The sequence below is a fragment of the Bacillus sp. EKM501B genome (genome assembly GCF_011800505.1).
GTDB classification, from domain to species: domain Bacteria; phylum Bacillota; class Bacilli; order Bacillales; family Bacillaceae_G; genus Bacillus_A; species Bacillus_A cereus.
Genome location: NZ_JAALFZ010000002.1, coordinates 799,123 through 825,875, shown reverse-complemented (window position 1 = coordinate 825,875; position 26,753 = coordinate 799,123). Strand labels below are relative to the sequence as shown.

Genomic DNA, 26,753 nt, shown 5'->3' with positions numbered 1-26,753 from the left:
AGCCTCCCTACTAATTATGTATCCTCTCCTATTGTAACCTACTTAGTGGAATTTGTTGAATGATTTATGTTACAGTTAACGAATAAGTATGAAAATTCTAATGATGAGATAGGGATTAGAATGAAACGGAAAATGATTGTATAATAGGGGAAAGTATGAAAAAGATAAAGGAAGTGATGAAATGCAAGTTCTTTTATATGTAAGTGCGGCTATTATCGCGGTTGCTTTTGCAGTATTAGTAGTGTATGTATGCAGAACGTTGTTATCGGTTCAGAAGACGTTGGAAAACGTTGCAAGTACGTTAGAAGGTTTAGAAAAGCAAATGCAAGGAATTAGCGTAGAGACAGAGCAATTATTACATAAAACGAATGCGTTAGCTGATGATATTCAACAGAAGTCACAGTCATTAAATAAAGTGGTAGCGGGTGTAGATGGGATTGGAACGACAATCCAATCTTTAAATACGAAGCTTCGTAATGTATCGGACTCTGTAACGGACGAAATTGAAAATAACGCTGATAAAGTAGCGCAAGTTGTACAGTGGAGCAGTGCGGCGATTGAAGTATACAATCATTACCGTGCGTCGAGACAAGAGAAGAAGGTTGAAAAAGAAGAGCGTAAATTAGAAAGAATTGAGAAAAAAGCTGAAAAGAAAGAGAAGCGCTCTAGATTTCGTATGAGAGGTGAATCGTGATGAATATGACAAAACTTGAAACAATTGAAGAGTTTGAAGTCTTAGTAGAAAAGAACGAGCCGTATGTTCTTTTTAAACATAGTACGACATGCCCGATTAGTCACGGTGCATACACAGAATTTCAAGCGTATTGCAGCGAAGAAAGAGAAGTGCCAGCGTATTACTTATACGTACAAGATGCGAGAGATGTGTCAAATCGTGTTGCAGAACAATACAGTATTAGACATGAATCACCGCAAGTGCTATACATAAAAGATGGGATGGTAGTATGGAATACATCTCATTGGAATATTAAAAAAGATGCTTTAGAAGAGAATATAAAGTAAAAACAAGCAAGCTAAAGGTGCTTGCTTCTTTTTTTTTGTTTTTGTTGAAATATATTTAGTGGTACACTATTAATAGTTCAAACTAAATAACTAGATTGTTGAAAGTAGGTTTTAAGTAATGAAGAAAATGGCATTATCCTTCGCAGTCGTAAGTTTATTACTAGGAGCTTGTAGTAACAATAGTAATACGATTAGTAAGAAGGATGAAGTTATACAAAAAGATACAAAAGAAAAAAGTATGATTCCGAGAACTGCTGTTTCTAAAGATTATTATAGAACTGTTATTCCTTTAAAAGAACAAAAGGTTATTAATACAGCTAATATAAAAACAAATTCTAAATTAGATTTAGCAGAGTATGAAAATGGTTTAATAAATATTGCAACGCAGCAATTTGATACAGAGAGTTACGTACTGCAATTAAACCAGTATATTCCAGAGAAACTAATTGATGAACTAGTTGCGAAAGTAGAAGCGCCAGTTTTGACGAATATTATAGAACAAGACTATTTCGGAAAACAGAATTCAAATGAATTAAGTTTATCTGGTGTTATGATTGGCTTAGCTATGTCTTCAAGTGTATCGAATGAAGAGGCTATGTCTAAAGGGACTGAAGTTGCTAAACAACTTATTGAAGCTATTAACAAAAATGATAAGTATAACAAATCTCCAATTACGTTTGCTATCTTTAAGCAAGAAAGTACTAGTTCTTTAAAAAATGGTACGTATATTGCTAGTGCTACTGTTCAAAAGAATGATACGAACCTTGGAAATTGGAGTACAATTGATGAAAAGTCGTATTCATATCCTTCTGATGAATTTACACAAGCACATGGAGAAGATAATACAAAAATAAATAACTTTGCTAAGGAAATAAAAGGTTTTTCTAATGGAGATTTTATTCCAGTCAACGCTAAAGTTTCTTATAAGAAAGATCAAATGGATACATTAAATATGAATATTGTTATTAAATATAACGGTAAAACAGAATTAATGGCTCTTACCCAATTGGCTGCGCAAGGTATGTTAGACAAATTGCCTAAAGATGCGAAAGTACAATTACAGATCAAGTCCGAGAGTAAAATCGAGGCTGTGATTATAAAAGAGAAAAACAGTGATAAACCGTTTGTTTCCTTCTTGTAAAAAAGACAGTATGTAAACTGTCTTTTTTATTTTAAATGAAAATATACAACGTTTTTTGATAGTAATTCATTGCTGTATATCGTGTGACAATCGTATATGTATCAGCTATAATAAGTTATCTTAAAAAAGTAACATATAGGAATTTGAAAGAGGTGGCTTTCTTATGGCATCACAACAATTAGGTCGTTTACGTTCTGAAATTGATCAACTTAATTTACAAATATTAGAGTTACTAAACGAAAGAGGTCGTCTCGTACAAGAAGTTGGTAATTTAAAAGAAGTACAAGGTGTGAAACGTTTTGATCCTGTACGTGAAAGAAATATGCTGGATTTAATTGCAGAGAATAATAATGGTCCATTTGAAACTTCGACTTTACAACATATTTTCAAACAAATTTTTCAAGCTGGTTTAGAATTACAAGAAGATGATCATCGTAAAGCATTACTTGTTTCTCGTAAGAAAAAAACAGAAGATACGATTGTTGAAATTAATGGTGAAAAAATTGGTGACGGAAATCAGCATTTTATTATGGGGCCGTGTGCAGTGGAAAGTTATGAACAAGTACGTCAAGTTGCTGAAGTAATGAAAGAGCAAGGTCTGAAATTAATGCGTGGTGGTGCGTTCAAACCACGTACTTCACCGTATGATTTTCAAGGTCTTGGATTAGAGGGATTACAAATTTTGCGCCAGGTAGCAGATGAATATGATTTGGCTGTTATTAGTGAAATTTTAAATCCGAATGATATTGAGATGTCATTAGATTACGTTGATGTTATTCAAATTGGTGCTCGCAATATGCAAAACTTTGATTTGCTAAGGGCAGCTGGTGCTGTAAATAAACCAGTATTATTAAAACGTGGTCTATCAGCAACGATTGAAGAATTCATTAATGCGGCAGAATATATTATGGCAAAGGGAAATGGGAACATTATTTTATGTGAACGAGGTATTCGCACGTATGAAAGAGCGACGCGTAATACGCTTGATATTTCCGCTGTGCCGATTTTAAAGAAAGAAACACATTTACCTGTCGTTATCGATGTAACGCATTCTACAGGGCGACGTGACCTTCTCTTACCAACTGCAAAAGCAGCGATGGCAATTGGTGCAGATGCAATTATGGCTGAAGTACATCCAGATCCAGCTGTAGCTTTATCAGATGCGGCGCAGCAAATGAATATACCGCAGTTCAATGATTTTATGAATGAATTAAAATCATTTGGAAGTAAATTATAAAAACTTTTAATGAGCTGTTCCAAAAAGGGATTTTGGAACAGCTTTCTCTTATTGTATAGCGACTGTCATTGTCGATTTTTGTTGGTAAGTTGATATATTTAAAAAATCGCTGATATAATTAGAGTTGCGGTCGATATATTTGGAAAATCGCTGATATATTTCGAGTTATAGTCGATATATTCGAAAAATCGCCGATATAAATTTCATTTACTATCGTACTGCTTAAAATAAGATTTCTACTTAGGAAACATCTATTTTTTTACAAAAAATGCCCTTTTTTCATAAAAAATACGAAAATACGAGAAAAGAAGCGAATTTTTTCGAAACTTTTGCGGGAAAATATTGTATGAGCCTGCGTTTTTATCGTATCATTAGTAAAAGGAAGAACTCGGGACGATTGGTGGCATCTGCAAATAGAGTTGATGTCTTTTTTTCATTCAAGTAACCGATACATAAAAATAGATAACAAAAATAGAAGGAGTGTGCGATGAGATGAACGTAACAATCTATGATGTAGCGCGCGAAGCAAACGTTTCAATGGCTACCGTATCTCGTGTTGTGAACGGTAACCCAAATGTAAAGCCTACAACAAGAAAGAAAGTATTAGAAGCAATTGATCGTTTAGGATACCGCCCGAATGCGGTAGCACGTGGACTAGCAAGTAAGAAGACAACTACAGTAGGTGTTATTATTCCTGATATCTCAAATACGTTTTATGCAGAACTTGCACGTGGAATTGAAGATATCGCAACAATGTACAAATATAACATCATTTTAAGTAACTCTGATCAAAACAAAGAGAAAGAGTTCCATTTATTAAATACGATGCTTGGAAAACAAGTGGACGGAATTGTTTTCATGGGTGAAGATATTACAGACATTCACATTGAAGAATTTAAAAAATCTCCAGTACCAATTGTATTAGCAGCGTCATTTGATGAGCAAAATGAAACGCCATCAGTAAATATTGATTATACACAAGCAGCTTATGATGCAATGAAGCACTTTATCGAGCAAGGACATAAACGTATCGGTTTCGTCTCTGGTCCTTTCATTGATAAAGCGGGAAGCGCGAAGAAGTTACAAGGTTATAAAAAAGCTTTAGAAGAAGCAGGTATTTCATATGATGAAAATCTTGTAATCGATGGAGATTACACATATGACTCAGGTATTGAAGCATTCGAAAAGCTTTGGAGCAATGATGAAAAGCCAACAGCAATCTTCGTGTCTTCTGATGAAATGGCACTAGGTGTAATCCATGCAGCACAAGACGCTGGATTAAACGTACCAACTGACGTAGAAGTACTTGGTTTCGATAATACACGCCTTGCATTAATGGTTCGTCCGCAGCTTTCAACAGTTGTTCAACCGATGTATGATATCGGTGCAGTAGCAATGCGTTTATTAACAAAGTATATGAACAAAGAAAAAGTGGAAGATCACACTGTTATATTACCTCACCGTATCCAATTTAGAGATTCAACGAAGTAAGTATAAAAAAGCTCACAGCATTTGCTGTGAGCTTTTTTTCGGATTCAGGATAGTATTTTTGTACGACTGTATCCACCGCTTTATTTTTCTTAACGTGTAAAAATCTTGCGTACAATTCTTTTCCAGTTTCAAAGGGGGTATCGTCTAATTCAAACACATGCAACACTTTTCGAAACGTCCACGTTACTTGCTCATCGTACATATTATCGTACGTATCTTCAGATTGCATAGCAATTTTTTTACCAAGTTCGTGAGCATCCTCTAAACTGTTTGCTTTAACAAGAATAATGCTTTCTTCAAAAAGTGTATTGTGATTCTCTTCATAATGCCCATCAATTTTCGTAGAATTAGGCTCACTAGAATGAACAGACTCAAACAATAATTTTACAGCGTACATATTATGCTGCATGTTTCACTTTATAAATAATACTTGCGACAAGCGAAGCAGGTATTGTAAATACGTTACTTTGATAATGGTAATGTACTTGGGATTCTTCATAAGACATATTGTCATATAGTTCGTTTTGTGAGACATTCATTTTTTTCTGTTTTTCTTTGAGCATTTTAATGTAGTTGTACTGTATTGGGACGAGAATGATGAAATAAGCTAATACGATTAGTGAAATCCAAATCATTATGAACACTCCCTTATAAAGAATATTTCTATATAACAATTATATCAATAAAAAGAAAAAATAACCATTTTTTTGTTGGAGCTAATTTTCTTCTAAAAATGCGAACAGTTCCTTTTGGTTTTTTAAATTGTGATCAATACATGTTCGAGCAACATATTTCAATCCTTGTAATAATGCATCTAGGTGAAAAGTATCATAATGAATTATATTTCCCTCTACCATCGTTTCGTCTTTTTGCAAGTTAATTGATATTTTTAGTACAGTTATATTACTTTGTAAATTTACAACTTCGATGTAAAAAAACTGTTTGTCTAAGTCAATCGTAACATAATCGAATCGTTCGAATAGCTCTAATTTACATGTAGTAGTATATTCCAAATGAAAGCCTCCTTATTGTATAAGTGTATGTTATAATGCCTTCGCTATAGATGGGGCTATTCCTTGTTATATGTCACATAAGTGCAAATTTAACTATTATAGGGCAATGTCATGTATAATAGAAAGAAAAGGCTTGTGAGGGGGGAAAAGAGATGATCGTTCTTTGGATAATTACGCTTTGTATGACTGCTATTTTTGCATATATGACGTTAAAACAAAATGGTTTAAAGCGATTTGTTCCAGGAAGTATTCTTGCAGGAATTGCCCTTATCACGTATGTAATTTCTATTTTTATTGAAAGTGTATCAGTAGATATGAGCACAAGTTTAATGTTTATTGGTATTACACTATTTGCAGGTAGCATTATGGTACTTGTGGTTGCTGGTATTATTTTATTTATTCATATGAATTCGGAAACGTTATAGCATATAGAAAAGGCATGTCCCGAGGGACATGCCTTTTTATCCGTTCAATTATGCTCTATCTTTAGAAGAGTTTTGCTGTTTTAGTAAGTCGCGAATTTCGCCAAGAAGTTCTTCTTCTTTTGTTGGTTCTGGAAGTTCTTCCTCTTTTTCTTCTTCTCTTTTAGATGTTAGTTTGTTGAAAACTTTAACAAACATAAAGATAGCAGCTGCAATAATTAAGAAATCAAAAATAGTTTGGATGAAGTTACCATACATAATAGATGATTTACCGAATGTAATTTTTAAATCTGTAAAGTCAACGCCACCTAATACCATACCAAGTAATGGTGTGATGATATCTTTTACTAAAGAACTAACGATTTTACCGAATGCAGCACCGATTACAACCCCGACAGCTAAATCGATTACATTCCCTTTGAAAGCGAACTTTTTAAACTCGTTCCACATGTGTTAATCCCATCCTTTCCACGATTCATTATGAAATTTATAATTCCTATCAACATATTCTATAGAAATTTACGAGAGAAATAAAGAGGGAATGGGAATGAAAGTAAATTCTGAAAAATGTATCCGTTTTAATTTTTATTTACATCATCTAGTAAAGATTGTAGCATTTGCTGCGTTTTTAATCCTTCTAATCCGTCTACAACAGGCTTTGTATCGCCTTGTACACACTCAATAAAATGATGAACAGCATCTTCAAAACCACGTTGTTTTAACGTCGTATCCCATGATGGGGAACCACTTTGTGAAACTGAGTTTTCCTGTTCAATTTCAAATGTATTCATATTTTTTACGCGAATGATTTTCCCTGGCGTTACAAGTTCAATTTGTTCTAAATTTGTACCGGCATGGCGATGCATTGCAGTAGAAAGTAATAGTCCACTTGGAGTTGTATATGTATGATGTCCGTAAAGAAGTTCATTCTTTTCATTGATTTGCATCATATTGTGAACGGCGTTAAGGTCATCATTAGCTAACCAGCGAGCGGTATCTACAATGTGTAAATAATCATCTAACATAGTGAAGTCGTACGTATATGGCCCGACTTTATTTGTACGATGCTTTTCAATTCGAATCCATGAAATATCATGAGCCTGTTCTTTGGCAGCGACATACATAGGAACGAATCTGCGATTAAATCCGACCATTAATTTTCGGTTATACTTCTCGCTCAACTCGACTAGTTGCTCAGCTTGTTCCACTGTAGCTGCTAGCGGTTTATCAACATAAACGTCGATCCCTTTTTTTAGAAGTTCAGAAACGATTTCATAATGCGATGCAGTTGAACTATGAACGAAGATTGCATCGCATTCCGAAGCTAACATTTCAATAGAATGAAAGTCTTGAATTCGGTATTGCTGGCAAACTTGTTTTCTTTTCTGTGCGTTAGGTGTAAACGCCCCTACAAAATTCCAATCAGTTTCTTTTGTAAGTGTTGGAAGATAGGCCTTTTGCGCAATACTTCCAAGTCCAATCATCCCAATTTTAGGTTTGTTCATGTTTATTCCCCCCTATTAATAGTAATGTAACGGCTTAAATGTAGCATAGGGTGGGGGAGGAAGGCAAAAATTAGCTTTTTACTTACGGCCTTCTAACAAAATCTTCTCTATCTCCTCAAAGTGATGAGCGCGAGCATGCTCTAGCGGAGTAACACCATCATTGTCTGGAATATTTACATCTGCACCGTGCTCAATAAGAAGGCGAATGACTTGTTGCTGTGTTTCGTTTCCGTTACTTAGTACGATGGCTTCCATTAAAGCTGTCCATCCCAGGTTATTTACATGATTTACATCAATATTTGTTCGAGTGAGGAGTTCTTTTATAACGTCAATATAGCCATGTTCTGAGGCTGGGATAAGAGCTGTTCCGCCGTAACGATTTGTAATCGTAGGATCTGCACCAGCATCAATTGTTAATTTTAAAATGTCTAAGTAACCTTCCGCACCGGCATATAGAAAGGGATTATTTTTCATGTCATCTTGGATATTTACGTCAGCACCAGCTTCGATAAGTGCCTTTGCGGTTTTTACATCATTTTTGTATGTAGCAATCATAAGCGGAGTGCGTCCTTGACTATCCGTCGCATTTATATTTGCGCCTTGTTTTAGTAAAGATATAACAGTATTCGTTTCATTTTTTTCAGTGGCTGCTAGTAGTGCAGTCTCCATGTTTATCATCTCCTTTTTTACTTCTTGTTCTTGCGAGCATCCTTGTAAAAAAATTACGCAACATATCATACTGAATGTTTTTTTGAACATGGAATTTCAACCTCCTAATTTCAACTGTAAAATAGGAACATTAAATTTTTATAAACTGACGCTAAAATTACTATAAAATCGCTTGAGTAATTGAACATATATTTTTATGCTTATAAATAATAAGGTTTGATAAAGTGAGGATTTAAGATATGTCTATTAAAACAAGGTTTTTATTTTCTTATATTGCTGTTATCCTCGTTTCCATTACGCTTATATTAGTCACGGGATTTTTAATCGTTTTTTCGATAACAGGTGACTTGGAAGCAGTGAAAAATTTCTATAAAAGTTCTTACATTCAAAAGCCGCTTACACCAGAAGAAGAGAATGCCTATCTTGAGTTGAAGTCAGCAGCGAAACAGCATCAATCTCAATTGTTAGATGAGTCGTTTGTCTCAGCAATAGAAAAAGAGGGTGTGAAAATAGTAGTAAGAAAAGGAGAAACACTTTCATATGCTTCAAACGTATTTGAAAGTGTTTCTTTAAAAGAAGCCCTTCCGAAATTTGAATCAGCAAATATTAATAGTCGTGGTACAACGGAACTAGGCGATACATTTTATCGATATGTAAAGTTTGATTTTTATTTTCCTCAGGAAGAAGAGGGAAGTATATTTGTATTAAAAAAGCAAAGTTCATTTGTAGATCTTACACAAAAATTATTTCCAATCTTATTCGTATCGCTTTTACTACTAGCCATTTTACTCATTGGATTATTAAGTTACCTCGTTTCAAGAAGTGTAATAAAACCAATTTTTGTATTGAAAGGCGCAACGGAGAAAATTAAAGAAGGAAATTTAGATTTTCAAATACCAATTACATCACACGACGAAATAGGGCAATTAAATCAAGGGTTTGAGGAAATGAGGAAGAGATTAAAAGAATCGATAGAGATGCAAACACAGTATGAAGAAAATCGAAAAGAGCTTATTTCAAACATCTCTCATGACTTAAAAACACCGATTACATCAATTATAGGATATGTAGAAGGAATAAAGGACGGGGTAGCAAATACGCCAGAAAAAATGGATAAGTATTTAACAACTATCCATACGAAGGCAAAACATATGGACACACTCATTGATGAACTATTTTTATTTTCGAAGCTCGATTTGAATCGAGTTCCATTCCAGTTTGAAACAGTTGAATTGAATACGTTTATGCAAGAATTAATAGAAGAGATGCAGATGGATTTAAGTGAAGAAGGTATAGAAGTGCGCCTACAGTTACATGCATCACCACTATATGTAACGGCTGATTGCGAAAAAATCAATAGAGTGATATCAAATTTAATTCATAATAGTGTGAAATACATGGATAAAGAAGAGAAGAAAATTACTGTAACAGTATCGAGTGATAATAATAAAATTATTGTGAAAGTGATGGACAACGGATCAGGTATAGAATCTGATACATTGCCGTATATCTTTGAACGTTTTTATCGTGCAGAGCAATCGCGGAATTCTAGCACAGGTGGAAGTGGACTTGGTTTAGCAATAGCGAAGCAAATTGTTGAAGAACATGGCGGGGAAATTTGGGCGGAAAGCGAGCTTGGTAAAGGCACAAGCATTTTCTTCTCATTGGAAAAAGTAGAGGAATGTGGTGAGTAAATTGAAAAGAATTTTATTAATAGAAGATGAAGTAAGTATTGCAGAATTACAGCGAGATTATTTAGAAATTAATGATTTCCAAGTTGATGTAGAGCATTCAGGAGAAATAGGTTTACAAACAGCCTTGCAAGAAGACTATGATTTAATTATTTTAGATATTATGCTTCCGAAAATGAACGGATTCGAAATTTGTAAACAAATACGTGCTGTAAAAGATATTCCGATTCTACTTGTTTCAGCAAAAAAAGAAGATATAGATAAAATTCGCGGACTCGGATTAGGAGCGGATGATTATATAACGAAACCGTTTAGCCCGAGTGAATTAGTCGCAAGAGTAAAAGCACATATTGCCCGTTATGAAAGATTATTAGGAAATGTAAGTAAGCAACGTGATACGTTATATATTCACGGAATTTCTATCGATCAACGAGCGAGAAAAGTTTTTATAAACAATGAAGAAGTTGCGTTTACAACGAAGGAATTTGATTTATTAACATTCTTTGTCACACATCCAAACCAAGTATTAAATAAAGAACAGTTATTTGAACGCATTTGGGGATTAGATTCCGCTGGTGATTTAGCCACTGTTGTCGTCCACATTAGAAAGCTACGTGAAAAAATTGAAAGAGATCCTGCTCACCCGCAATATATTGAAACAGTATGGGGAGCTGGTTATCGTTTTAACGTGTAATATACCTGCCGAGTAATTGGCAGGTTTTTTATGTTATTTGTTAAAAGGAAATAATAGGTAATTCGTGTTAAGATATAAAGAGAGATAAAACATAGTAGAGCATGAGAGGGTGTGCTACATTTTGGGAGATACATTACAAGATAATAAATCAAACAAGGTCTTAAGGATTGGAACTAATATTATAATTATTTTATTAATTATTGGTGCAATACAAATGTTTTATGATAAAGATTATACAAATGATCATTTCGGCTGGTTATTTTTAGTATTAGGTTGGATAGTTAGAAGCATTTTTAATATTACGATAGGTTTAAAAGAAGGAGATAAAAAGTCAGTGTTGTTTGATGTAGGTTTGGTGCTCTTTTCCTTTTATCTTTTATTTTTATATAGTACGAAATATTTCTTCTGAAAATTTAGCTCATAGTCTTATAGAGACTGTGAGCTTTCCTTAATAATAACGGTACTGGCGTAACGATTTATAAAATATTTGAGTACTAGAAGTAAACAGGGTCGCTTCTTCTAAAAAAGGATAATGGTTGCTGTTTTCGAATGGAATGAAGAGAGAATTACGTATCCCATCATGTATCTCGATAGAATATTGAACTGGACACTGCACATCATATCTTCCGCATATAATAAGTGTCTTTGTTTGGATGAAAGGTAAATACTCTCTTAAATCAAATGAAGGATATTCATTGGCGAAAGCGTTCATCCGGCTAACGGACATTATTTTATTGATTGGTTTACAAAAATAAGAGTTGTAGTTTTCTGGTTTAAACAATGATAATTTTGTTCTCTCAGTAGATAGTTCTTTTCGTTCTTCACTTGTAAGGTGAGGGCTTTTTAAGTTTTCGATGAGTTTTTGCATATAATGAAACTGTGGATGTGCTGGGTGATAAATGCAAAATGGTGTTTCGGTATAGTTACTTGCTGCAGCTCCTGCTACGACTAATGATTGTAAGGAATTTGGATATGTAATCGCATATAAAAGTCCAAGCATACCACCTGTTGAATGACCGGCGAAATGCCATGTTGGAAGTTGTAATGCTTCTCGTATTGCTTCTAAGTCGTGGATTGTTTCAATCATGCTTAATTCGTTTTCTGACTGGGCGGTTACAGAGCGACCAGTATCTCGTAAATTAATGAGAAATACACGATGCGTAGCAGTAAAAACATCTGCAAAGTAATCACCAGTTTCATTAAATTGTGAATAGTGATGTGTAATACAAAGCGATTCGCCATCTCCTTTTGTAAAGAATTCAAATGTACCACGTTTCGTGTGGATTATTTGTCGTTTCCACATAATATCACGACCTTTTCTCATAAAAGTTGGGCCAGACTGTTATAAAATGAAAATATATCAGCGATTATTAGAATATATCGGCGCAACTCGGAATATATCAGCGATTATCAAAATATATCGGCGTAACTCGGAATATATCAGCGATTATTAAAATATATCGACTTACCGACAGAAAACGACAATAATAGCAAGCTTTAAATAAAAGGAGGCTATTCAAAAACGAGCCTCCTTTTCGTTTAGTATAAAGATTTTGTCGTATTATTCCGAATAATTTCAAGGGATTTCGCTACAGTTAATGCGTTTTTTTCTTCAATTTCTGGTTTACGGGGGATAGGTTTATACATGTTGTCTGGATCTTCCCATGTGAGGGGAAGTTCTGTTTCTGCTTGTCCTTTCCAAGCTTCAATCCATTCTGGAGGGAGATAACCTGAGATGTTTTGGATGTTGTTCATTTCGAGCCAAATGAGTGCCCATGCTCTTGGTACGACACGCCAATGGTCATAGCCGCCACCGCCGACAGCGATCCAGCGACCTTCGCAATATTCATTAGCAATTTCACGAGCGAGCTTCGGTATTTCGCGGTAAATATTCATTGTCGCACAAAGATGTGTAAGTGGGTCATAATAATGTGCGTCAGCACCATTTTGCGTTAAAATAATATCCGGTTTAAAGTACGCTGCAACTTCTTTTACAACAGTTCGATATGATTCTAAGAACGATTCATCTTCTGTAAAAGCATCGAGTGGAACATTAAAAGAATAACTATAACCATTACCTTGTCCACGTTCGTTTACAGCGCCAGTTCCAGGGAATAAATAGCGACCAGTTTCATGCAGTGAAATGGTGCATACGTTAGGGTCATCATAAAACGACCACTGTACGCCATCACCGTGATGAGCATCTGTATCAATATATAAGACGCGTAAACCGTATTTCTTTTGAATATATTTCATTGCGATAGAACTGTCGTTATAAATACAAAAGCCAGATGCTTTGCCGCGAAAGCCGTGATGTAAGCCGCCGCCCAAATTAAGCGCGTGTTTTACTTTTCCGGAAAGAACAGCATCGACAGCTGTTAACGTACCACCAACAAGCAATGCGCTTGCTTCGTGCATATTTGGGAACATCGGTGTATCTTCTGTTCCGAGTCCATATGTCATCGCAATTGATTTTTCTAACTTTCCTTCTCCAGCACGTTTTACCGCATTTATGTACTCCTCTGTATGAATGTAGGCAATCTCTTCATCTGTAGCTATCCGTGGTGAGATGATTTGAGAGGGAGAGATGAAACCGCCCTTTTGTAATAAATCATACGTAAGTGTGACGCGCAGTTGGTTAAAAGGATGATCAGGGCTAAATGAATAGCCCCGAAAGTCATCCGAATAAATAAACGCGCTACTCATGCTTGCATCCCCATGATGTTTGGCCATAATACGCGGTAGCCTTCTGCTTCAAGTGCATCAATCACTTTTAGAGGATTCATCGTTTGAATGCGGAAAACGAGTACTTTATCATTCTCGTCTTTTGCTGGGTAGACGAGAACGCTCACGATATTTATTTGTAAATCACTAAAAATAGCAACGACTTTTCCAAGAATACCAGGTTCGTTTTTTACTTGAATTTCAATTTGCGAACTTGGTTGATGTGCTCCTGTTAATTTTACTAATGTGTGCAGTACTGTAGATTCAGAAATGATTCCAACTAACTTCCCGGCCTTTGTAACAGGAAGACAGCCAATTTTATTTTCAAAAAATAAAGTAGCAATTTCCTCAACGAAATCGAGAGGATGGCAAGTCATAACAGGATGTTTCATAATAAGTTCGAGCGGTTGCTGTAGCATATCGAGTGAAACTTGTTCATCTAGAATAGACGGACTTGCATCTCTTACATCCCGATCAGAAATAATGCCTACGACGTGATTATTTTGATCGACAATTGGAATGTGCCGAATGCCTTTCGTGCGTATCGTTCGGATTGCTGTTTCGATTGTATCGTTTGGATGTAATGTAACTACATTTTGATTCATAATTTCTTCTACAATCATTCCAGTTGCCCCCTTTATTAATACATAAAACGATTGTGAAAACGTAGACGATCAAAAGCTTGAATAGAATCCGTATCAACGCGTTTACCAATGCGGACCATTAAACAGTTGGCAGGATGTGAACAAATTTCAGGGTCGTCTGTAGCCATCCATTGTAACCCGCCAGCATTCATCATCTTCTCCATTACTTTTCGGTATTCCCACACATTCAATCCTGTTTGTTTCAAATCCCAGTGCCAATAATATTCAGTCGTCAATATAATGTAATCTTCCATATAATCGTCCATCATAGAAACCTCTAGTAAGTTCTTTCCGACAGAACTCCCGCGGAAGGCTGGGACTACTTCAATTGCTCCAAGCTCAATTAAGTTTTCCATTTTTCCTTCTGACCATCGTTCAAGTGGATCAGGATACAAGTATGTAACATATCCAACAATTGTTTGGTCATGTCTAGCAATAATGAGACGAGCTTCTGGTAATTTAGAAATTTCGACAATTGCTTTATATTGTTGCTCGGCAGGACGAAACGCAATTAAGTCTGGATGAAACTCATACATTTCTAAGTTATGTGTAGAGACAGGACCTTCAATAATTAAAGTGCCTTTCGCTGTTTTTAAGTTTCTAGCATTATATATTTTTTTATGAATCAATGTATTGCTCACCACCTTGAGGGTTTGTGAATCTATTAATATCGTACTTTATAATATATGCGATGTGAATCGAAATTTGTCATTAAAAATTTGTCTAAAAATCAACAAATATACTGAAAATTTTAAATAATGTCATTATAATAGATAATAGAATACATAGGAGGGGGATGTAAAGTATGAAAGTAGAAACGCTTCCTGTCATTAAAGGAGAAAATAATTTGCCGAATTATGATGAGGCATACGCGAATTTTAACTGGGAAGAGGTTAATAAAAACTTTACTTGGAATGAAACAGGCCGAGTAAATATGGCGTATGAGGCAATTGATAAGCATGCGAAATCCGATCGAAAGAATAAAGTAGCTCTTTATTATCAAGATGGATCGCGAAAAGAGAAATATACATTTAAGGAAATGAAGGATTTTTCTAATAAAGCAGGAAACGTCCTTAAGAATTATGGCGATGTAGAAAAAGGCGATCGCGTTTTTATTTTTATGCCACGTTCTCCAGAGTTATATTTCGCACTTTTAGGTGCAGTGAAATTAGGAGCAATTGTTGGACCGCTATTTGAAGCATTTATGGAAGGCGCAGTTCGCGATCGCTTAGAAGATAGCGAAGCAAAGGTGTTAATTACAACGCCTGAATTGTTAGAGCGCGTACCATTAAATGATTTACCGGCTTTAAAAACAGTTTTCCTTGTTGGAGATAATGTAGAAGAAGGCGGTAAAACGGTAGCGTTCAATCCTTTATTTGAACAAGCTTCAAAAGAATTACATATTGAATGGTTAGGCCGTGAAGACGGCTTGATTCTACATTACACGTCTGGTTCTACTGGTAAGCCAAAAGGTGTGCTTCATGCGCAAAACGCAATGGTTCAGCACTATCAAACGGCGAAGTGGGTATTAGATTTAAAAGAAGACGATGTATATTGGTGTACTGCTGACCCGGGCTGGGTAACTGGAACAGCTTACGGTATTTTCGCACCGTGGTTAGTTGGAGCGTCAAACGTTATTTTAGGTGGACGCTTTAGTCCAGAAGCTTGGTATGAAGCACTGCAAGATTACGGTGTGACGGTTTGGTACAGCGCACCAACAGCATTCCGTATGTTAATGGGAGCTGGACAAGACGCAATTAAAAAATATGACTTATCACAAGTGCGCCACGTATTAAGCGTTGGTGAGCCGTTAAATCCAGAAGTAATTCGCTGGGGTATGAACGCATTTGGACTTCGTATTCATGATACGTGGTGGATGACAGAAACAGGTGGACAAGTTATTTGTAACTACCCTTGTATGGAAATCCGTCCAGGCTCAATGGGTAAACCAATTCCAGGTGTGAAAGCAGCGATTGTTGATAATGAAGGAAATGAAGTGCCTCCTTACACAATGGGTAACTTAGCAATTGCGAAAGGTTGGCCATCTATGATGCGTGGGATCTGGAATAACCAGCAAAAATATGAATCTTATTTCATGCCGGGAGATTGGTACGTATCAGGTGACTCTGCCTATATGGATGAAGATGGATACTTCTGGTTCCAAGGGCGTATTGACGATGTAATTATGACGTCAGGTGAGCGCGTTGGTCCGTTTGAAGTAGAAAGTAAATTAATCGAGCATGCTGCTGTTGCAGAAGCTGGTGTAATTGGTATTCCTGATCCGGTGCGCGGCGAAATTATTAAAGCATTTATCGCACTTCGAGCAGGATACGAACCATCTGATGAATTAAAAGAAGAAATTCGTCAATTTGTAAAGAAAGGCCTAGCAGCTCATGCAGCGCCGAGACAAATTGAATTTAGAGATAAATTACCGAAAACGAGAAGTGGTAAAATTATGCGCCGCGTATTAAAAGCGTGGGAGTTAAACTTACCAACAGGTGACTTATCAACGATGGAAGATTAAGAGAGAAAGGTCTGAACGAAAAATGTTCAGGCCTTTCTTTTTTATGATATCATGAACTTATATATATAAGTTAAAGGGGATAGTATGATGAAAACAGAAAAGGAAAAGATGATACTAGGAGAAATGTACATACCGGCTGATCCAGTTTTAGTTCAAGAGAGGGAGCAAGCTCGTATATTAACGAGAAAATTAAATGAAACGCCAGAAGTACAATTAAAAGAGCGTAGCGAAATCGTAAAAGAATTATTCGGAACGACTGGAGATAACATTCATCTTGAATCTTCTTTTAGATGTGATTACGGCTATAACATTCATGTCGGTGAAAATTTTTACGCGAACTTTGACTGTACCATTTTAGATGTATGTCCAGTAACAATCGGAGTGAACTGTATGTTAGCTCCAGGTGTTCACATTTATACAGCAACGCACCCGCTTGATCCGGTAGAGCGCATAAGCGGATCAGAATACGGAAAACCAGTTACAATTGGCGATAACGTATGGATTGGCGGAAGAGCAATTATTAATCCAGGTGTAACAATTGGAGACAATGCGGTGATCGCATCTGGTGCTGTCGTAACGAAAGATGTGCCTAATAATGTAGTAGTTGGCGGGAATCCTGCAAAGATTATAAAAAAACTAAAATAATATTTGAACGAAGTGCCTTCCTCGTCTGTATACATTTATGAAAGAATAGATGAGGGAGGCTTTTATATGTCTAATAAATTACTTCTTACTCTTGCTGTAATTGGAATTATAGTTGTATTTTCTTGTGGTCTTTTCTTACCGATACCAATTGGATATAGAGTATCAATGCTTACAGCTGGAGTTATAATGGGTGTTATGTTTTCAATCATTATTCCATTTGATAGAAAACATATAGTACGGAAAAATGGATATAAAATTGATTTTACAAAAACAAAAGTGTATTTTCGCTGGAATGTATTTGACACTATTTCTGTCTGCCTTGCGTTGTATGCATGCATATGTGTGCAGGTTTTAATTTTTTTAGTTCCAATGGGATTTACAATTCAAAATCCATATGTTCAATTTTTTACAAATCAATCGCAGTTGTGGGTTTTTATTGCAATTGCATATTTAATCTCTCGCATTTCATTAACGTTAAAAGGAATAAAGGAGATCAAAAATCATGGCGCAGATTGGGATTGAGGAGGAGCTCATGCTTGCGTATCAAAGTGGAGATAAGCAGGCTGGGGAAAAACTATATGTTTTAATCAAACCAGCGCTATACACATTTTTATATCGATTTAATCGAGATGAACAATTAAGTATCGACCTTGTACAAGATACGTTTTTGACGCTAGAGCGTAAGAAACATATGTATGAACTTGAAAAAGGCAAAATAAAAACGTATTTATTTCAAATTGGTTATCGTCTTATGATTAATAAATTAAATAGGAGAAAAAAGTGGCGTACGCTTTTGCCGTTTTTAGTGCCGATTCCGGAAAAAGAATTTTCTCACGAAGATCGGCTCACAGTTAGAGAAGCAATTTTGAAAGTTCCAGAAGAACAAAGAGCGGTCCTAATCCTTTCTTATTATCATGACATGCAGCAAAAAGAAATTGCAGAAATATTAAACATTCCGATTGGAACGGTGAAATCGAGACTTCATAATGGAATAAAGAAATTGAAACAATTGCTGGAGGTGGACGAAATTGAGCGAAAATCCCTTTAAGAGTGAATATAAGTTAAAGCAACATTTAGATAGTGATCATGTAGAAATACCAGACTTTCCAAAAACGGTAAGTCGATTCGATCGATTAATCGGGTTTCTTGGTTCCCCGGCGAAAGATCCTGTGGAGGCGACCATTGGGAATGATTTATCAGTTGTGTTTCATGTCTCGTTATTAGTTGGGCTTCCGGTTATTTCTATAATTATGATATTAATTATAGGATTTTAAATAGGGTAGGAGAAATGAAGTGCATAGTGAAAGCTATGTGCTTTTTACATTTATACATATTATGAAATTAATTCCAAATGAAATAATAATATGTTAATATACAAATATATAATTAATATATTGTTGAGAGGAAGATAAATTATGAGACAGTGTTCCAATTGTGGAAGTCAGGTGCGACAGCATGATAATTTTTGTGGGGATTGTGGTATGAATTTAGAGAAACAACAATGTTCAGAGGAGATATTAGAAACGAACAATGAATGGAATGTAGAGAATAAGAAAAAAACTAGTTTTCTAGCCCATAAACGATTCGTAGTTGTAAGTGCAATAGCCTTAATAATCGTTGCAAGCACTATGTATATTTTTTTAACTCATTCTTCTTCTTTTAATAAGATGAAAGGGTATTGGTATGCTGGCGGTAAAGGGGCTTACCTTCAGATTCAAGAAATAGACGATAAAAATATTGAAATAGTGTTTTATGAAAAGAGAGGGAAAACAGAAAGAGTTAAAGGGAGTGTAGTAGATTATAATGATAATCAAGTAATATGTAATATGTCATACCCTTGGAATGGAAGAGTGAAATTGGAATTATTGGATGATACAACGTTGTACATGAGTGAAGAGGGAAAGAAATCGCATAAATTAAAACTGACAAAGGTTTCCGAAAAGGAGATGCAAGAGTTTTATGGAGGGGAAAAATCTTCAAGGTAGTTTGTATATAGTATTTTCTTCAATTTGACACATGCTAGTAAATAATGATATAAAGAAAAGTATATGAATAATTGAGCGTGGAAAGGGAGAAGTAGTGATCATTTCCCTGTTTTAGAGAGCTGATGGTCGGTGAAAATCAGCACATAGATGATCGCGAATTACGCCCCTAGAGCATCTTTTTTCGATTGAATTGTATTCAAAAGGGAAAAGACGGTGCTAAGCCGTTATGTAAATAAGGTGGTAGGCTTTTTTGCCTGCAACTAGGGTGGTAACGCGATAATCAAAATCGTCCCTTATTTGAAGGGGCGATTTTTTTATGTTTTCAACCTTCACGCCAGTAATGAACTTAAAGGAGAGTATGTAGGATATGGGTATTTTACAAGATCTTGAATTTCGCGGTCTAATTAATCAGCAAACAGATGCTGAGGGCCTTGAGCAATTATTAGAAAAAGAAAGCGTTAAATTATACTGTGGTTTCGATCCGACAGCAGATAGCTTACACATTGGTCATATGTTACCAGTATTAATGTTACGTCGTTTCCAATTAGCTGGTCACCAACCAATCGCACTTGTTGGTGGTGGTACTGGTATGATCGGTGACCCAAGTGGTAAAAAAGCAGAGCGTACATTAAATACGAAAGATACAGTTGCTTACTACACAGAAAGTATTAAAAACCAACTTTCAAACTTCTTAGAGTTCGAAAACGTGGACAACCCAGCAACAATGGCTAACAACTATGACTGGCTTGGTAACTTAGATGTCATTTCATTCTTACGCGATATCGGTAAAAACTTCGGTTTAAACTATATGTTAGCAAAAGATACAGTAGCATCTCGTTTAGAAACTGGTATTTCATTCACTGAGTTCAGTTACATGATTTTACAATCATACGACTTCTTAAACTTATACCAACAACATAATTGTCGCCTACAAATCGGTGGTAGTGACCAATGGGGTAACATTACAGCGGGTCTTGAATTAATCCGTAAATCAGAAGAAGATGCGAAAGCATTCGGTTTAACAATTCCACTTGTTACTAAATCTGACGGTACGAAGTTTGGTAAAACAGAAGGCGGAGCAATTTGGTTAGACCCAGAGAAAACAACTCCTTACGAGTTCTACCAATTCTGGATTAACACAGATGACCGCGATGTTGTTAAATACTTAAAATACTTCACATTCTTATCTCATGAAGAAATTCTTGAGCTTGAAAAGCAAGTAGCTGAAGCGCCAGAAAAACGTGCAGCACAAAAAGCATTAGGTTCTGAAATGACAAAACTTGTTCATGGTGAAGAAGCATTAGAGCAAGCGATTAAAATTTCAGCTGCATTATTCAGCGGTTCTGTAGCAGAACTGACTGCAAGCGAAATCGAGCAAGGATTCAAAGACGTACCATCTGTAGAACGTACTGCAGAAGATACAGTATTAATCGACTTACTTGTAGAAAGCAAAATCTCTCCATCAAAACGTCAAGCACGTGAAGATGTAACGAACGGCGCAATCTACGTGAACGGTGAGCGTACACAAGCATTAGACTACGTTGTAACAGAAAACGACCGCATCGAAGGTAAATTCACAATCATTCGCCGCGGTAAGAAGAAATATTTCTTAATTCGTTACTAATTAGAAACGAATGTAAACAAATAGTACCCCGAATTGTAGGCTGAAAAGTCTATGATTCGGGGTTTTTATGTATGGATTTAAATCGCCGGATCTTTTCTTTTAAATAGAATATAAAGAATTAATATGAGCATATAAAGTAAACTAACTAGCATAACGATAAATGCTGTTGGATAAAATTTTGCCGCATATATAAAGAAATCGATTTGATAAATATCTTGGTAATTTGAAACGGTGCCTTTAAAGTAATTTGTAAACTTAGCGCTATATTTCCATTCATCAGGATTATCTATTAAATTACTCCCCTGATACCAACTCATCAGTGCGGAAGTAATAAATAGCATAAATGAACTTCCGAGTTGAACCATTTGATTTATTGTCAAAAAGAATCCACCTCCCATTTTATGGTTATTATAGCGTGCATTCATATGCTTGTAACCATTTTGTTGTAATCTCCTTTTCGAGTTCATACGGAAATCACATGTAAGCGGTATGATAAATGTATAACAACTAGAAAGGAGTGGTAAAACGAAATGTCACTAGAAGCGCTCATTATTTTTTCTTTGCTAAATGCGGGTCAGCTTGCAGAGAATTCGAAGGTGGATGTACATAAAGAGCAGAAAGATGCTTATGTATATGTTCAGAAAGAGGAAAATAAATAACTTTAATATATATAAATAAAGGCTGCCAGAGAAAGGTTTTAGTTTCTTTGGTAGCTTTTCTATTGAAATGTTTTATTCATCCTCATTTTGGAAGCATTAGGTGACTAAAACAACTAATGTAAGTTCATTAATTATAACTACATCTTTATCTTTTTCGTCATCATAATCAACTGATTTTGTTTTTCCACCTACAAAGTTAGCTAAAATACTTGTTATTGATTCTGAGTCTAGTAATTTGCCAATCTCAATATTTTGCTTCTTTGGCACATACCCCTTTAAACTCCATTTTGTACATTTTGTATTTCATTCAATGTTGAAGACATTATATCTACATAATCTATCATAGCACCTATGTTTAACTTGGCTGTTTCAGTATCATTTTCATTTAAAGCTATAAATGCTTGGTCTACCATTTGTTTAATTGCTCTTGCATCGTCTCTTAATTGAACTTTGAAGTAATCATCCTCCTTAGGAGGTTCTATACTTGCTAGTCTATTAGCTCTCCCACTTACTCTACTTAATTCTCCCTTTAATCCTGTTTGAGTTGTTTTCCACGTTCCATCTTTTTCAGCTAAGGATTTAATAGATTGAACTGCCGTCTTTAAGTCATTAGAAGTATCCTTAATATCTTCTTGATACTTCTCTAAAGGAGAAGATGCACTAGAACCTTTAGTTAACTGCTTATCTCTATACTCTCTTTCCTCAGCTAGTGTTCTACCTTCTCCAATTACAGCTTCTTTTACTGTTTTATCGTTTGAGACTTCATTTTTATCTGTATCTTCTTTCTTTTTCGTTACCTCTTTTTCTTCCTTAGCTTTCTTTTCAGCAAGCAATTCTTCCTTTTCAGCAAGCAATTCTTCCTTTTTAGCAAGCAATTCTTCTTTTTCCTTGTTTAGCTTATCTGCTTCTTTGTCTATTGACTCGTCTTTCTTCTTTTCTGACTCTGAAATCTTTAAGCTATCAGTCTTATTCTCTTCTGTATTGTTCTTAGAACATCCTACCCACGCTACTAACATAAGTGGTAATGCTAAAAAACATATTAGTTTCTTTGCTTTCATTGCGTATACTCCTTTTAAAAAGAATTGTAATTAATTAACATATGAAACTATAACATAAGTTATATAAATAAGATATATAGATATTTCATCCTTAAGAGGGTTTTAACAATATGAAAACATGTATTACGGTTGTGGAGAATCCCACTCCGTATACTTTTAAAAAATTCCTTTATAAATTCCTTAGCGTTTGGGGGCTTTTTTATGCTTTCATAAACTCTTTATCAAAGAAGTTGTTTACGTAACTGATTATTTTTGTAAGGGTATTAATAAAACTCAAAGCGAACTTATCCATATTCATAATGAAAGGGTGATGAAATGATTATTAGAGAAGGTATTGAAGTAACTAGAATAACTTTAGATGGTATGAATTACCGATTCCAGAAGGGGATTCTGAGTTTCTGCTTCGTGCTGGATATTGGGAAGTTGGTGAAAAAGTAGAAAGAATAAATCGTGAGGAAATTCTGGCGGATTATGACAGAAAGGTTTTTCTGGAAGATGGAAAATTGTGTACGATACTCACTTACAAAGGGAATAAAAAGAAAAGATGTGATAGAGGATGAGTGAAGAACAAATTATTCGTGATGAATATGAGTATGTGGTGAAAGTAATCCTTACAAAGGAACAGCGGAAGAAATTTTTAACACCGTTAATACCAGCTGTACGGGAGCTAATTATAAAAAGGAAAGTAGAACAACGAAATAAGCAAAATGAAAGTATGAAAGAAGGTGAATAACAACATTCTTGATATTAAAATAGATGAACAAAAGATTGAAGAACTTTTCTTAGAAGAGTTACGAAAACGGCTAGATCATATTGAACATAGAAAAATGTTTTGGGATATGAAAGAATTGTGTAGACAAACATGTATGAGTGGAAATTCCATCAGAGAAAATTGGTTTTATGATGAACGTTTCCCGAAATTTAAAATAGATGGAAAGTGGTATTTTTCAGCGTTAGAAGTGGAAAAGTTTCTTCTTATGTAGATAAAAGAACAATGAACAATTTTAAAGAAAGAAGGACTAATAATTATTAATTACTAATAAGATGAATGTACTACGGACCTACAGAGGTTTTATTATTTTACTTACACTTATCCATTTCTATACACACGCCAGCCATATTATTTTTTGCCCCCAGTACATTCTTTTTTATGCTTTATATAAATAAAAAAAGCCCAGGTCCCTTGATAAACAAGGTTCCTAAGGCTTTTAATAATACTCTTTGCAGAGTACCGAGATTAACGAGAGTAGAACTCTACGATTAATGCTTCGTTGATTTCAGCTGGTAACTCAGAACGCTCAGCGTGACGAGTGTAAGTAGCTTCTAATTTGTCAGCATCGAAAGTTAAGTATTCTGGTACGAAGTTGTTAACTTCGATCGCTTCTTTAACAACAACAAGGCTGTTAGATTTTTCGCGAACGCTGATAGTTTGACCAGGTTTTACACGGTAAGATGGGATATCTACGCGAGCGCCATCAACCATGATGTGACCGTGGTTTACTAATTGGCGAGCTGCACGACGAGTGCGAGCTAAGCCCATACGGTAAACTAAGTTGTCAAGACGAGCTTCAAGAAGGATCATGAAGTTTTCGCCGTGCTTACCAGGCATTTTACCTGCTTGGTCAAATGTGCGACGGAATTGACGCTCAGTCATGCCGTACATGTGACGAAGTTTTTGTTTCTCTTGTAATTGTAAACCGTATTCTGAAAGTTTCTTACGTTGGTTAGGACCGTGAGGACCTGGTGCGTAAGGGCGTTTTTCTAATTCTTTTCCTGTGCCGCTTAGAGAGATTCCAAGACGACGAGACAGTTTCCAAGCTGGACCTGTATAACGAGCCATAGTTGACTCCTCCTTTAAAAATGTTTTTATTTACGTAAAATAAAAACAGACGTAATCGATATTTACGGGCATTTTGTTTTCATGTACCTTCGCTCCAGCAGCAGGGAGTTACGAGATACACCTCCGTAGAGGAACAAAATACAAACGATAAACTCACATTACAAGGCTGCCTTTTTATTTTACACAAACGCTATTATATCTTTTACCCAGAGTTTCGTCAAGCGAGTACGTTTTTGTTTTATGCATATAAATTTTGGAAATTAATATAAGAAGGAATTTAAAACAATATAGAAGAAGAGATAGAAACACAAATAAAACGCTTACATAAAATGAAGGAAAATGTTCATCAAATTTTTATGGATGAATATGCGGCAATAAAAACATAAGGGGGATGTTTTTATGAAAAAGAAGCATATGGAGACAGCGTTAATTCATCACGGTTATACATCTGAGGAACATAAAGGAAGTTTAACACCACCTTTATTTCAAACTTCTACATTTACATTTGAGACTGCGCAGCAAGGAGAGGCGAGTTTTGCGGGAGTGGATCCATCTTATATTTACTCACGGCTTGGAAATCCAACTGTGAAATTATTTGAAGAACGTATGGCGGTGTTAGAAGGAGGAGAAGAGGCACTTGCCTTCGGATCTGGTATGGCAGCTATTTCAGCGACTTTAATCGGTTTTTTAAAGGCTGGAGATCATATTATTTGTTCAAATGGATTATACGGATGCACGTACGGTTTTTTAGAAGTGTTAGAAGAAAAATTTATGATTACGCATTCGTTTTGTGATATGGAGACAGAGGTTGATATTGAAAATAAAATTCGCCCAAATACAAAGCTTATTTTCGTTGAAACACCAATTAATCCGACAATGAAATTAATTGATTTAAAACAAGTGATTCGGGTTGCGAAGCGAAAAGGCTTACTTGTTATTGTTGATAATACGTTTTGTTCACCTTATTTACAAAGGCCGCTTGAGCTTGGCTGTGACGCTGTTGTGCATAGTGCGACAAAATATATTGGTGGTCACGGTGACGTTGTAGCAGGTGTAACAATTTGTAAAACGAAAGCATTAGCTGAAAAGATTCGCCCGATGCGAAAGGATATCGGCGGTATTATGGCGCCGTTTGATGCGTGGTTATTATTACGTGGGTTAAAGACGTTAGCAGTAAGAATGGATCGTCATTGTGATAATGCAGAAAAAATTGTATCGTTCTTAAGAAAACATGATGCGGTAGAAGGTGTTTGGTATCCAGAAGGGGAGTTAGCATCTCGTCAAATGAAACGCGGGGGCGGTGTTATTTCTTTTTCAGTAAAAGGCGGAAAAGAAGAGACGCAAGCGTTTATTAATGATCTTCACTTTATTACAATTGCGGTGAGTTTAGGAGATACAGAAACGTTAATTCAGCATCCAGCAACGATGACGCACGCTGCGATTCCAGCGGAACTAAGAAAAGAAATGGGCATTTTCGATAATTTAATACGCTTATCGGTCGGTTTAGAATCGTGGGAGGATATCGTTTCTGATTTAGAGCAGGCATTAAAGAAAATATCTACTGTTAATCAATGAAAAAAGAGTGAGCTATCGGTTTTGTACAGGACGTACTAAATCGATAACTCGCTCTTTTCTTTTTACATATGTTTTAGGAGTGTTTCCACAAACTTTTCTAAATAGCGCTGATCTACTTCATCAAAACGATTTTTTTCAGGACTATCAATGTCCAGTACACCAATGACAGCTCCTTCTTTCACAATCGGTACAACGATTTCCGAATTAGAAGCACTATCGCAAGCGATGTGACCTGGGAATTGGTGAACGTCCGCTACAAGCTGCGTTGTTTTCGTTTCAGCTGCTACGCCGCAAACGCCTCGTCCAAATGGAATGCGTACGCAAGCAGGCATTCCTTGGAACGGTCCAAGGACAAGCTGATTTCCTTCTGTTACGTAAAAGCCAACCCAATTAACGCGATCTAAAAATTGGTTTAATAATGCGGACGCATTTGATAAGTTTGCGACTACGTTTGATTCGCCAGTTAATAACGCATCCAGTTGTTTAATTACTGTCTCATATTGCTGCACGCGAGATCCTGCATAACTTTCTTTAGTAAACATGGAAACAGCTCCTTTTTTATCGAGATGTGTAAAATATTAGCAAAATACGA

At 35.7% G+C, this 26,753-nt stretch carries 35 protein-coding genes, 1 pseudogene and 1 other annotated feature; of the genes and pseudogenes, 21 read left to right on the top strand and 15 right to left on the bottom strand.

The window, feature by feature from the left end; genetic code table 11:
* Nucleotides 1-181 precede the first annotated feature (181 nt).
* The 5 genes from HFD78_RS09130 (at nucleotide 182) to ccpA (ending at nucleotide 4,889) form a co-directional block, all read left to right on the top strand.
* Nucleotides 182-694: a DUF948 domain-containing protein gene (locus tag HFD78_RS09130; RefSeq protein WP_001197720.1), complete on the top strand. Its 513-nt coding sequence runs from the start codon at nucleotides 182-184 to the stop codon at nucleotides 692-694.
* The gene (gene ytxJ, locus HFD78_RS09125; protein WP_053563540.1) at nucleotides 694-1,020 is read left to right on the top strand and encodes a bacillithiol system redox-active protein YtxJ; all 327 of its coding nucleotides are present in this window, start codon (nucleotides 694-696) and stop codon (nucleotides 1,018-1,020) included. Before HFD78_RS09130 ends, ytxJ begins: the two co-directional genes overlap by 1 nt.
* Nucleotides 1,021-1,138: 118 nt before the next feature.
* Nucleotides 1,139-2,161, top strand: coding sequence for a CamS family sex pheromone protein (locus HFD78_RS09120; protein ID WP_191968063.1), 1,023 nt, complete (start codon nucleotides 1,139-1,141; stop codon nucleotides 2,159-2,161).
* A gap of 163 nt (nucleotides 2,162-2,324) precedes the next feature.
* Nucleotides 2,325-3,398, top strand: coding sequence for a bifunctional 3-deoxy-7-phosphoheptulonate synthase/chorismate mutase (locus HFD78_RS09115; protein ID WP_098005889.1), 1,074 nt, complete (start codon nucleotides 2,325-2,327; stop codon nucleotides 3,396-3,398).
* Between the two features lie 492 nt (nucleotides 3,399-3,890).
* Nucleotides 3,891-4,889, top strand: a complete 999-nt coding sequence (ccpA, locus tag HFD78_RS09110) for a catabolite control protein A (protein ID WP_001103297.1) — start codon at nucleotides 3,891-3,893, stop codon at nucleotides 4,887-4,889.
* Here the strand turns inward: ccpA and HFD78_RS09105 are convergent.
* The 3 genes from HFD78_RS09105 to dhp61 form a co-directional block, all read right to left on the bottom strand.
* A complete protein-coding gene (locus HFD78_RS09105; protein ID WP_050428231.1) occupies nucleotides 4,870-5,286 on the bottom strand; it encodes a DUF4288 domain-containing protein in 417 nt (138 codons plus the stop codon). The genes ccpA and HFD78_RS09105 overlap by 20 nt on opposite strands.
* A 1-nt stretch (nucleotide 5,287) precedes the next feature.
* On the bottom strand, nucleotides 5,288-5,524 hold the full coding sequence (locus HFD78_RS09100) for a DUF3949 domain-containing protein (RefSeq protein WP_000637899.1): 237 nt from the start codon (nucleotides 5,522-5,524) through the stop codon (nucleotides 5,288-5,290).
* A gap of 81 nt (nucleotides 5,525-5,605) precedes the next feature.
* Nucleotides 5,606-5,902 (bottom strand): protein Dhp61, encoded by a 297-nt coding sequence (gene dhp61, locus HFD78_RS09095; protein ID WP_000456862.1) that lies wholly within the window; start codon nucleotides 5,900-5,902, stop codon nucleotides 5,606-5,608.
* Nucleotides 5,903-6,054: 152 nt separating this feature from the next.
* Between dhp61 and HFD78_RS09090 the strand changes: the two genes are divergently transcribed.
* Nucleotides 6,055-6,327 carry a DUF3917 domain-containing protein gene (locus HFD78_RS09090; protein WP_000636590.1) on the top strand — a complete coding sequence of 91 codons (273 nt, stop codon included), beginning with the start codon at nucleotides 6,055-6,057 and terminating at the stop codon, nucleotides 6,325-6,327.
* 48 nt (nucleotides 6,328-6,375) lie between these two features.
* On the opposite strand, the gene mscL is transcribed toward HFD78_RS09090, so the two are convergent.
* The 3 genes from mscL to HFD78_RS09075 all read right to left on the bottom strand — a co-directional run bounded on the left by mscL (nucleotide 6,376) and on the right by HFD78_RS09075 (nucleotide 8,588).
* Nucleotides 6,376-6,774 carry a large-conductance mechanosensitive channel protein MscL gene (gene mscL, locus HFD78_RS09085; protein ID WP_000267003.1) on the bottom strand — a complete coding sequence of 133 codons (399 nt, stop codon included), beginning with the start codon at nucleotides 6,772-6,774 and terminating at the stop codon, nucleotides 6,376-6,378.
* Nucleotides 6,775-6,902: 128 nt separating this feature from the next.
* Nucleotides 6,903-7,829, bottom strand: a complete 927-nt coding sequence (locus HFD78_RS09080) for a Gfo/Idh/MocA family protein (protein WP_001039709.1) — start codon at nucleotides 7,827-7,829, stop codon at nucleotides 6,903-6,905.
* Between the two features lie 78 nt (nucleotides 7,830-7,907).
* Nucleotides 7,908-8,588, bottom strand: coding sequence for an ankyrin repeat domain-containing protein (locus HFD78_RS09075; protein WP_000474110.1), 681 nt, complete (start codon nucleotides 8,586-8,588; stop codon nucleotides 7,908-7,910).
* A gap of 149 nt (nucleotides 8,589-8,737) precedes the next feature.
* Between HFD78_RS09075 and HFD78_RS09070 the strand changes: the two genes are divergently transcribed.
* The 3 genes from HFD78_RS09070 (at nucleotide 8,738) to HFD78_RS09060 (ending at nucleotide 11,292) form a co-directional block, all read left to right on the top strand.
* Entirely contained in the window at nucleotides 8,738-10,192 is a 1,455-nt protein-coding gene (locus HFD78_RS09070) for a sensor histidine kinase (protein ID WP_000023889.1), read from the top strand.
* A 1-nt stretch (nucleotide 10,193) separates the two neighbouring features.
* Nucleotides 10,194-10,883, top strand: coding sequence for a response regulator transcription factor (locus HFD78_RS09065; protein WP_001986686.1), 690 nt, complete (start codon nucleotides 10,194-10,196; stop codon nucleotides 10,881-10,883).
* 121 nt (nucleotides 10,884-11,004) lie between these two features.
* Nucleotides 11,005-11,292, top strand: a complete 288-nt coding sequence (locus tag HFD78_RS09060; protein WP_000502934.1) for a hypothetical protein — start codon at nucleotides 11,005-11,007, stop codon at nucleotides 11,290-11,292.
* 39 nt (nucleotides 11,293-11,331) lie between these two features.
* Here the strand turns inward: HFD78_RS09060 and HFD78_RS09055 are convergent, their stop codons facing one another.
* The 4 genes from HFD78_RS09055 to acuA form a co-directional block, all read right to left on the bottom strand.
* Nucleotides 11,332-12,207, bottom strand: coding sequence for an alpha/beta fold hydrolase (locus HFD78_RS09055; protein ID WP_170950071.1), 876 nt, complete (start codon nucleotides 12,205-12,207; stop codon nucleotides 11,332-11,334).
* Between the two features lie 215 nt (nucleotides 12,208-12,422).
* Nucleotides 12,423-13,589 (bottom strand): acetoin utilization protein AcuC, encoded by a 1,167-nt coding sequence (gene acuC / locus HFD78_RS09050; RefSeq protein ID WP_097998290.1) that lies wholly within the window; start codon nucleotides 13,587-13,589, stop codon nucleotides 12,423-12,425.
* Nucleotides 13,586-14,230, bottom strand: coding sequence for an acetoin utilization AcuB family protein (locus HFD78_RS09045; protein WP_000634583.1), 645 nt, complete (start codon nucleotides 14,228-14,230; stop codon nucleotides 13,586-13,588). The genes acuC and HFD78_RS09045 overlap by 4 nt, the downstream gene beginning before the upstream one ends.
* Nucleotides 14,231-14,247: 17 nt before the next feature.
* The gene (acuA, locus tag HFD78_RS09040) at nucleotides 14,248-14,880 is read right to left on the bottom strand and encodes an acetoin utilization protein acetyltransferase AcuA (protein WP_000581388.1); all 633 of its coding nucleotides are present in this window, start codon (nucleotides 14,878-14,880) and stop codon (nucleotides 14,248-14,250) included.
* A gap of 176 nt (nucleotides 14,881-15,056) precedes the next feature.
* On the opposite strand from acuA, the gene acsA reads away from it, so the two are divergent.
* From acsA to tyrS, 7 genes are all read left to right on the top strand, one after another.
* On the top strand, nucleotides 15,057-16,775 hold the full coding sequence (gene acsA, locus HFD78_RS09035) for an acetate--CoA ligase (RefSeq protein WP_000862049.1): 1,719 nt from the start codon (nucleotides 15,057-15,059) through the stop codon (nucleotides 16,773-16,775).
* 84 nt (nucleotides 16,776-16,859) lie between these two features.
* Nucleotides 16,860-17,420, top strand: a complete 561-nt coding sequence (locus tag HFD78_RS09030; protein ID WP_002101427.1) for a maltose acetyltransferase domain-containing protein — start codon at nucleotides 16,860-16,862, stop codon at nucleotides 17,418-17,420.
* Nucleotides 17,421-17,486: 66 nt separating this feature from the next.
* Nucleotides 17,487-17,942 (top strand): hypothetical protein, encoded by a 456-nt coding sequence (locus HFD78_RS09025; RefSeq protein WP_097961137.1) that lies wholly within the window; start codon nucleotides 17,487-17,489, stop codon nucleotides 17,940-17,942.
* Nucleotides 17,923-18,468 carry an RNA polymerase sigma factor gene (locus HFD78_RS09020; RefSeq protein ID WP_000057185.1) on the top strand — a complete coding sequence of 182 codons (546 nt, stop codon included), beginning with the start codon at nucleotides 17,923-17,925 and terminating at the stop codon, nucleotides 18,466-18,468. The genes HFD78_RS09025 and HFD78_RS09020 overlap by 20 nt, the downstream gene beginning before the upstream one ends.
* Nucleotides 18,449-18,694, top strand: a complete 246-nt coding sequence (locus HFD78_RS09015) for a hypothetical protein (protein ID WP_001293780.1) — start codon at nucleotides 18,449-18,451, stop codon at nucleotides 18,692-18,694. The genes HFD78_RS09020 and HFD78_RS09015 overlap by 20 nt, the downstream gene beginning before the upstream one ends.
* A gap of 141 nt (nucleotides 18,695-18,835) precedes the next feature.
* Nucleotides 18,836-19,405 (top strand): zinc ribbon domain-containing protein, encoded by a 570-nt coding sequence (locus tag HFD78_RS09010; protein ID WP_001248209.1) that lies wholly within the window; start codon nucleotides 18,836-18,838, stop codon nucleotides 19,403-19,405.
* A 69-nt stretch (nucleotides 19,406-19,474) separates the two neighbouring features.
* Nucleotides 19,475-19,702: a binding site (T-box leader), on the top strand.
* A gap of 70 nt (nucleotides 19,703-19,772) precedes the next feature.
* Complete coding sequence (tyrS, locus tag HFD78_RS09005; protein WP_000512083.1) at nucleotides 19,773-21,029, top strand: tyrosine--tRNA ligase; 1,257 nt, start codon at nucleotides 19,773-19,775, stop codon at nucleotides 21,027-21,029.
* A 77-nt stretch (nucleotides 21,030-21,106) separates the two neighbouring features.
* Here tyrS and HFD78_RS09000 read toward each other — a convergent pair whose 3' ends face one another.
* Nucleotides 21,107-21,394 carry a YjdJ family protein gene (locus HFD78_RS09000; RefSeq protein WP_113623466.1) on the bottom strand — a complete coding sequence of 96 codons (288 nt, stop codon included), beginning with the start codon at nucleotides 21,392-21,394 and terminating at the stop codon, nucleotides 21,107-21,109.
* A gap of 165 nt (nucleotides 21,395-21,559) precedes the next feature.
* On the opposite strand from HFD78_RS09000, the gene HFD78_RS08995 reads away from it, so the two are divergent.
* Entirely contained in the window at nucleotides 21,560-21,688 is a 129-nt protein-coding gene (locus tag HFD78_RS08995; RefSeq protein ID WP_000050944.1) for a hypothetical protein, read from the top strand.
* Between the two features lie 96 nt (nucleotides 21,689-21,784).
* Here the strand turns inward: HFD78_RS08995 and HFD78_RS08990 are convergent, their stop codons facing one another.
* Both HFD78_RS08990 and HFD78_RS08985 read right to left on the bottom strand, forming a co-directional pair.
* Nucleotides 21,785-21,955, bottom strand: a complete 171-nt coding sequence (locus tag HFD78_RS08990) for a hypothetical protein (RefSeq protein WP_002196925.1) — start codon at nucleotides 21,953-21,955, stop codon at nucleotides 21,785-21,787.
* Nucleotides 21,956-21,963: 8 nt separating this feature from the next.
* Nucleotides 21,964-22,746, bottom strand: a complete 783-nt coding sequence (locus HFD78_RS08985) for a DUF6376 family protein (RefSeq protein WP_191968062.1) — start codon at nucleotides 22,744-22,746, stop codon at nucleotides 21,964-21,966.
* Between the two features lie 315 nt (nucleotides 22,747-23,061).
* On the opposite strand from HFD78_RS08985, the pseudogene HFD78_RS29420 reads away from it, so the two are divergent.
* The 3 genes and pseudogenes from HFD78_RS29420 (at nucleotide 23,062) to HFD78_RS08975 (ending at nucleotide 23,729) form a co-directional block, all read left to right on the top strand.
* Nucleotides 23,062-23,306 (top strand): annotated as a pseudogene (locus HFD78_RS29420) (hypothetical protein).
* Complete coding sequence (locus HFD78_RS08980) at nucleotides 23,303-23,479, top strand: hypothetical protein (RefSeq protein ID WP_001288257.1); 177 nt, start codon at nucleotides 23,303-23,305, stop codon at nucleotides 23,477-23,479. Before HFD78_RS29420 ends, HFD78_RS08980 begins: the two are co-directional and overlap by 4 nt.
* Nucleotides 23,472-23,729 (top strand): hypothetical protein, encoded by a 258-nt coding sequence (locus HFD78_RS08975; protein ID WP_001063532.1) that lies wholly within the window; start codon nucleotides 23,472-23,474, stop codon nucleotides 23,727-23,729. Before HFD78_RS08980 ends, HFD78_RS08975 begins: the two co-directional genes overlap by 8 nt.
* 254 nt (nucleotides 23,730-23,983) lie before the next feature.
* On the opposite strand, the gene rpsD is transcribed toward HFD78_RS08975, so the two are convergent.
* Nucleotides 23,984-24,586, bottom strand: a complete 603-nt coding sequence (gene rpsD, locus HFD78_RS08970; RefSeq protein WP_000135317.1) for a 30S ribosomal protein S4 — start codon at nucleotides 24,584-24,586, stop codon at nucleotides 23,984-23,986.
* 399 nt (nucleotides 24,587-24,985) lie between these two features.
* On the opposite strand from rpsD, the gene megL reads away from it, so the two are divergent.
* Nucleotides 24,986-26,161 carry a methionine gamma-lyase gene (megL, locus tag HFD78_RS08965; protein WP_000726606.1) on the top strand — a complete coding sequence of 392 codons (1,176 nt, stop codon included), beginning with the start codon at nucleotides 24,986-24,988 and terminating at the stop codon, nucleotides 26,159-26,161.
* 62 nt (nucleotides 26,162-26,223) lie between these two features.
* Here megL and HFD78_RS08960 read toward each other — a convergent pair whose 3' ends face one another.
* Complete coding sequence (locus HFD78_RS08960) at nucleotides 26,224-26,703, bottom strand: GAF domain-containing protein (RefSeq protein ID WP_000494340.1); 480 nt, start codon at nucleotides 26,701-26,703, stop codon at nucleotides 26,224-26,226.
* Nucleotides 26,704-26,753 lie beyond the last annotated feature (50 nt).